Source organism: Iodidimonas sp. MBR-22 (genome assembly GCF_029946565.1).
Classification (GTDB): Bacteria; Pseudomonadota; Alphaproteobacteria; order Sphingomonadales; family Rhodothalassiaceae; genus Iodidimonas; species Iodidimonas nitroreducens.
This window is the reverse complement of the sequence record NZ_JARKVQ010000029.1, coordinates 1-5,253: the sequence shown is the minus strand read 5'-3', so window position 1 is coordinate 5,253 and position 5,253 is coordinate 1. Positions and strand designations below refer to the sequence as shown.

Annotated in this window: 6 protein-coding genes and 1 tRNA gene; 2 read left to right on the top strand and 5 right to left on the bottom strand. The window is 53.9% G+C overall.

Features of this window, described 5'->3' with window-relative positions:
- Positions 1-196: 196 nt before the first annotated feature.
- Positions 197-273: transfer RNA gene (locus QK300_RS13415), tRNA-Met, on the top strand.
- Between the two features lie 102 nt (positions 274-375).
- Here the strand turns inward: QK300_RS13415 and dcm are convergent.
- Positions 376-1,464, bottom strand: a complete 1,089-nt coding sequence (gene dcm, locus QK300_RS13410) for a DNA (cytosine-5-)-methyltransferase (protein ID WP_281302217.1) — start codon at positions 1,462-1,464, stop codon at positions 376-378.
- Between the two features lie 178 nt (positions 1,465-1,642).
- Between dcm and QK300_RS13405 the strand changes: the two genes are divergently transcribed.
- Positions 1,643-2,728 carry a hypothetical protein gene (locus tag QK300_RS13405; protein ID WP_281302216.1) on the top strand — a complete coding sequence of 362 codons (1,086 nt, stop codon included), beginning with the start codon at positions 1,643-1,645 and terminating at the stop codon, positions 2,726-2,728.
- A 237-nt stretch (positions 2,729-2,965) separates the two neighbouring features.
- On the opposite strand, the gene QK300_RS13400 is transcribed toward QK300_RS13405, so the two are convergent.
- The 4 genes from QK300_RS13400 to QK300_RS13385 are packed head-to-tail and all read right to left on the bottom strand — an operon-like array spanning position 2,966 to position 4,708.
- Positions 2,966-3,151 carry a hypothetical protein gene (locus QK300_RS13400; RefSeq protein WP_281302215.1) on the bottom strand — a complete coding sequence of 62 codons (186 nt, stop codon included), beginning with the start codon at positions 3,149-3,151 and terminating at the stop codon, positions 2,966-2,968.
- Positions 3,144-3,509: a hypothetical protein gene (locus tag QK300_RS13395; protein ID WP_281302214.1), complete on the bottom strand. Its 366-nt coding sequence runs from the start codon at positions 3,507-3,509 to the stop codon at positions 3,144-3,146. Before QK300_RS13395 ends, QK300_RS13400 begins: the two co-directional genes overlap by 8 nt.
- A complete protein-coding gene (locus QK300_RS13390; protein ID WP_281302213.1) occupies positions 3,509-3,967 on the bottom strand; it encodes a DUF5681 domain-containing protein in 459 nt (152 codons plus the stop codon). The genes QK300_RS13395 and QK300_RS13390 overlap by 1 nt, the downstream gene beginning before the upstream one ends.
- Before the next feature lie 30 nt (positions 3,968-3,997).
- The gene (locus tag QK300_RS13385) at positions 3,998-4,708 is read right to left on the bottom strand and encodes a hypothetical protein (protein ID WP_281302212.1); all 711 of its coding nucleotides are present in this window, start codon (positions 4,706-4,708) and stop codon (positions 3,998-4,000) included.
- Between the last annotated feature and the right edge of the window lie 545 nt (positions 4,709-5,253).

Here is a 5,253-nt window from a genome sequence, read left to right as displayed (position 1 = left end):
GGCGGCAGCGCCGATGGTACTTGCGCTTAAGCGCTGGAAGAGTAGGTCATCGCCAGGTCTGCAAAGTACAGACTGTTCAATACCGTCACATCAATCATTGTCAGCAACATAAAAACGGATGCACCCGCATAACAAAGCGCGCATCTCGCAGCCCGCGCACAACTCAAGCGCAGGCATCAGCGCATAAATTACCCGTCGCGGGGTGGAGCAGCCCGGTAGCTCGTCAGGCTCATAACCTGAAGGTCGTAGGTTCAAATCCTACCCCCGCAACCAAATAAACTATATATTACAATGCACTAAGCAGCCCCCTCGCGGGGCTGTTTTGCGTTTTGGAACCCGTCATAGCGCTATGCTAGCCAGCTTAGTGGCCCAGCGTCAGGCAACCTCAAGCTCTAAATCAAATTGACCAGTGGCCGTTTCGTTAGAAATATAACCATTCAGTACTGCTTTCACCGAATTGGCGACGTGATATGCCAACTCACATGGCACAGCGTTGCCAATTTGTGTAAATACTGATGAATTTCTGCCCTTAAAATCGTATTCAATTGGGAAGGTTTGTATTAAAATGCACTCGTCGATAGTAAGTCTCCGGAGAAATGGCGGTGCACCATCAAATGGCAACGGGTCACCACCACCCCACACCCTGGCATGATAATTTTCAACCCAGCTTTCTGCTTCTTCAAAAAGGTGCGGTTCGTCAATAATTGGCGTCCGGTTCCCACCCATTGTGGCGGGCAGGGTGGAAGCATGGCCACAAGGATTTAGTGGACGACCTTGGCCATTAAACAGCATACCCGCGTAAGGCGAACGTCGAAGTACGGGATTAGCGGCCATCGTTACCTTTGCATTGCACACTCTCGAATTTGTTGAACTCCCTGCTTTTCCGAGCGGTGTTATCACCTCCCGGAGGCTTGGCGCTGAAGTTTTAGACAGTGTCAGGTGAGCAGGGAAGTTCCTCGCGGAAATCCCATCCTTAAAGCCAACTAAGAACATACGTTCTCGGCCTTGCGGAACCCCAAAATCCGATGCTCGGACGACGATCAGGGAGCAGTCATATCCAGCCTGTCGCGCTTCGCGCACCAGTCGCTCACGAACGTGGCGGAATTTCTCCAACTTCGCTAATGCCTTAACGTTCTCCATGACAAACGCTCTTGGCCGCGTTCGCCGAACTGCCTCCATAAACATGAAAACCAGTTGGCTACGGGGATCCGTAGGGTCCATCTTTCCGGCAACAGAAAATCCCTGACAGGGTGGTCCGCCTATAAGCACGTCGGGGTTTTTGAACCCATCGAGTTCGCCGATCAAGTTCTCCAACGGGCCGCACTTTACAACTTGTCCATGGTTGGCAGCAAAAGTCTCGCACGCATCGGGCATTATGTCATTCGCCCAAATCGTCTCAAAACCAGCTTTAGCAAAGCCAACGTCCATCCCACCGGCACCAGAAAACAGTGATATAATTTTCATCAAGAAGGTCGCTCCGTTATCGGCGGTGAGAACATAGCAAGAACAAAGCAGAATTTCATCGAACGGTCAAGCTGGTCGCGCTGGATGGGAGCTGGCTCTAGATTCTCCGGTACCGAAGGTTCATGCTGACGTTAGACCATTGGTCGACTCATCAGCAAGGACGAACGGGGACAAACTCATGGACGGAAGCTCTACAAGGCAAGAACAAGCGCGAGTATTGGTAAACGACTGGCTTCAGTCCGCGAAAGTTGGCGAGACCATCAGACCAGATCAGTTTCAGCACGAAAGAAAAATTCTTGAAGAACTGATTCCAGTCAATACTGCTGGTTTTCGGGGCATTGTCCTCACGGCGATAGTTGGTAAGCAGCTCAATCCCAATTATGATCCAACCCAAGATTTTTATGGCTCGTCGCCGCGAACACTTTTTGAGAAGGGTATATACTATGCCCTCAGGGATAGTCGTGTACCCTGTGGTAAATCTGATCCACTGAACGTGGCGAAAAATCAACAGGTGATTGATGCAAATTGGGCTAGAGGTCGCAGGCCAGAATCGGCGGCTCTAGCTGCTGTCGAGTATATCAGTTTAATTCAATCAAATTGGGAGAATGAAGAGTACCGGCATAATCTTATTGCTCTATTTTTCTCGCGCTTATGGCAATATGCAGAGTTTTGTATGTCTGCTGATGTGCCAATTGCTGAATTCGAGGGAACTCCTCCAGTACGAATTGCGTCCAAACTCGCAAAGTTTACTGCAGACTTTCCTGAAGGTGGAGCAACACCCCAGATCGTCGTTGGAACACTTATATCAAAGTTGAGGGAGGGTGATGAAAATTATTCTACCGTTGGTGGTGTGTTTGAAAGCGTTTTTGGAACGAATACGACTTCGAAGAAGCCTGCCGATGTGTGGGAAGAGATGGCGGATGGATCAATTGGTCAACTTTATGAGATTACTGCAAAACCTGTTGATGAAAAAAGGCTAGACGATTGCGTAGAGAGTTTAAAGGCAATGGACCTTGGTGGGAAGATTGTGACTTTCATTTGTCGCCTGCCACAAGATGTTTCAACACTCGCTGTTTCTGACGGCATACTTCTACATGGAGGAGTGTTGTTTCAATTTTTAGATATAAACGATTTCATTAAAACTACTTTCTGCATTTTGCCTACATTGCAGCAATCAGAGGTAATCGCTGCCGTAGATAAATTCGTAAAGGACACCAACAGGAAAACTGAGGTCAAGACCGGATGGGGAATTGCGTTTGGTTAGTGACTACTGTTTTCTTCTACGCACTGAACACGTCGTCAGAGTGCCAACGGCGGATGCAATTCAGCACTATTAGCATGTCTGTACCGTCGAGCGTGCCCGCATCGATCCCGTCGTGCACGTGGTCAATGAAAGCGTCAAAAGAACCCCATGCGGTCGCAAAGGGCGAGCGCGGCACAGCCCTCGCCTTTTCCAGTCGCCTCACCCGTTCCAGCAATGCACGCGGTCGCGCCACTGTGGTCAGCACTCGTCCTTGAGCGCGCGCATTGCTTCGCCCAAGCGTACGGCACGGCGCAAGTTGGCGTCAGCGTGGGCCTGTCGCTCCGCTGCTTCCTCAATCCGGCGCTGTTGAATCACCCTTAGGTCGTCGCTAAGCACGCCGATCTTGCGGGGTCGGTTTTCATGGTCGAGGTGATCGTTACGCATGGTATTCCTCCAATACTCCATCCTTGATTTGCAGCACTCCGATGCTGGTGAGCAGGTCTAGCCCCGCAAGCCGCTCGTCAAAGTCGGTGCGGCCAAGGAAGCCCTCAAAGCCAGTCGCGATCGCCAACCGCTTGAAGTAGTCGTCGCGCGAAGGCATCGTGTCGATTGCGATGGGGTGGGCCATGTAGTCCGCCATCCTGACGGCCCAGCTCAGCGCCGTGTCGAACCGTTCGATTGGCTCAGCGGTCAGCATCCGGCGGGGACCGTAGGGGGGCAAGATGAACACCGCCACGCATCGGTCTCCGGGGAGCGGGTTGCTGAACATGACGTAGTTCCGTTCTGTGTTGATCATCGGCATTAGTTTACCGCCTTTGCTTCGAGTTGAATGATGCGGTCCTCCAAGTCGGCAACCGCTTGAATGCCTGCGACCGCGTTGAGACACCCGATCAGGATGCGCCCCGTGTCAGGGTCCACATTACCGTCAGCGACCGCTTGCATGATTTGTCGCGCCTGCTGAGGCAGCGGTGCGTCGCTGCTCAGTTCAAACTGCACCTTCTCAGCCTGCGCCTTCTTGGGCGGCGAAATGCGCGCCAGCACGAGCGCAGCGGCTTGCATGTCACCTTCCAGCGCGGCGTCGATGACCACACGGGCAACAGCGGGTCCGTCATCGTTAAGCGCCTGCGCGATCTTGTCCCGCTTCGAGAGCGTCCCCTTGGGCCTGCCAGCGGGGTTCGGGGATGCCATCCCCTTCTCCCATTTCACGGGCTTCGGTTCGTAGCCCTGCAACCATGTGGGCTGAGGTGATGTATCTGTCATGCGGTGCTCCGTGATCTAATCAAGGTCGTTTCAGCGGTCCTGCATGACGAACGCTTTTTCAGCCGCCGTCTTCGCTTCCCTCAAAGCCTTGGCCTTGTGCGGAGGCGCGCCTACCGCCTTCTCCAGTTCCTTGAACACCAGCCCCGCGCGCTCCTCGATCAGCACCTTAGCAGCGGTCATGACCTTGAGGCGCTTCGCCATCGCTGGGTTGTGCCGCTCATGATACATGCGGGTCAGCGTCTTCTGCATGTTCGCGTCAATGCCTGACAGAATGGCGGGCGCACCGAGCACGGCGGTTGCAACGGTGTGGTCACCATCGTCAATCGCTTGCTGGATGAGCTTCATGCGCTCGCCCGTGGCCAGACCCTTAAAGTGGGCACGGACCTCAGCGGCGATGGTGCCTGCTGCTTTGCTCTCCACCGGCTGTGTCAGTTCACCCTCAAGATGAGCGATGCCCTTCTCCAAGTTGGCGCGGGTGCTGTCGAACCCCTTGGCGATGCGCGCGAACATCTTCTGCGCGAGACCATCGGTCATTATGATCTGAGTGGATTCATTCCAAGTCGGGTTGGTCTTGGCCTGCTCCCGCGCTGCGTGAACATCGGCGATGCCCTGATACGCCGCACCGAATGCGTGCAGCGTGGGTGCGAGCACCGCTTCGGTCTCGCTGTCGTACCCGTCGATCTGCTCGACATTTTTCGGATGCAGGGCGGGTGTGACCTGTGTGTGGATTTCGGTGCTCATGGTGCTGATAACCCCTGATACGGCTTGCAATGTGCTGCAACGCTACCTGTTTCACCCATAGGTCAACAAGCGAAACATATTTTAATTCAATTGGTTAGGTCTAATATTCACAATGAGGGCCTACAAGCTAAGGGTTTGGCGGTGGGTGAAACTGACAGGCTGGGTGGGGCTTGGGTTAAGGCCCGCATGGGCGGGCGCGCACGTGGAGAAACTGCGCACAGTGGGGGCGGTGGGGGCCGTGGGGAGGGTGGTGGCTAAGTGCTTGTTTGGTACCACTGCCCCCAGTTTCCCCAGTATCCCCAATCTACCACCACTGCCCCCACTATCCCCACACTACTGAGTTTCCTTAGGGGGTGTGCCCTTGGGACGGCAGAACCAGAAACCGTTCTCGTTCTTCTTTTCGAGGTAGGTGTTGCTGTTCTTGCCCCACCAGTTGTCTGTGGTCACCTTCTCCATGATTGCCGATGTCTGAGATGCCCCACGTTTTCTAGACACCTGCCTCTTTCAGTTTCTGCTGTCTGGCTTCGAAGTCAACGGGCGACAAC